Below are 652 nucleotides of genomic sequence, written 5' to 3' on the forward strand. Positions count from 1 at the left end.
CGATGCCGCGACCGCCCGCCTCGCCGCGGTCGAGGCCGCGGCCGAGGCGGCCGGGCGGCGCGTCGACCGGGCGATCGGCGCGGTCGAGGACGCGCTGGGCAGGGGCGCGTCGGGACCGGGCGCGCCGGGACGGGACGCGCAGCCCGAGGAGGCGCGCTGATGCCTCAGGTCCAGGTCACGATCGACGGCAAGAGCTACCGCATGGCCTGCGGGCCCGGCGAGGAGCCCCACCTCACCGCGCTGGCCGAGGGGCTGGGCCGGCGCGTGGCCGAGATGCGCCAATCCTTCGGCGAGATCGGCGACATGCGCCTGCAGGTGATGGCCGCGCTCACCATCGCGGACGAGCTGGCCGAGGCCCGGCGCCGGCTGGCGGCGGCGGAGGCCGAGACCGCCGCGCTCCGGGCCGAGACCGAGCGCCTCGCCGAGGCCCGCGCTCTCGAATCCGGGCAGCTCGCCGCGGGGGTGAGCGAGGCGGCGGAGCGGATCGAGCGTATGGTCCAGGCGCTGGCGGGCTCGGAGCCGCGGGAGGGCTGATACCGTTTCCGGCTGATCGGTTCGGCCGTGTGGGGTGAACCGCGCCGTGCCCCCTCTCCCATAGGGCAGGGCGATCGCATATGCCGAGCGAGCCTAGCCCCGGTCAGGCGCGGGTCCC

Annotated in this window: 1 protein-coding gene; it reads left to right on the forward strand. The window is 77.1% G+C overall.

Annotation, left to right across the window (positions count from 1 at the left end):
• The first annotated feature begins 159 nt into the window (after window positions 1–159).
• Window positions 160–534 (forward strand): cell division protein ZapA, encoded by a 375-nt coding sequence (zapA, locus tag AX737_RS22415; RefSeq protein WP_066925034.1) that lies wholly within the window; start codon window positions 160–162, stop codon window positions 532–534.
• The last annotated feature ends 118 nt before the right edge of the window (window positions 535–652 follow it).

Origin of the sequence: Methylobacterium sp. CCH5-D2, from assembly GCF_001556475.1 — a bacterium.
Classification (GTDB): Bacteria; Pseudomonadota; Alphaproteobacteria; order Rhizobiales; family Beijerinckiaceae; genus Methylobacterium; species Methylobacterium hispanicum.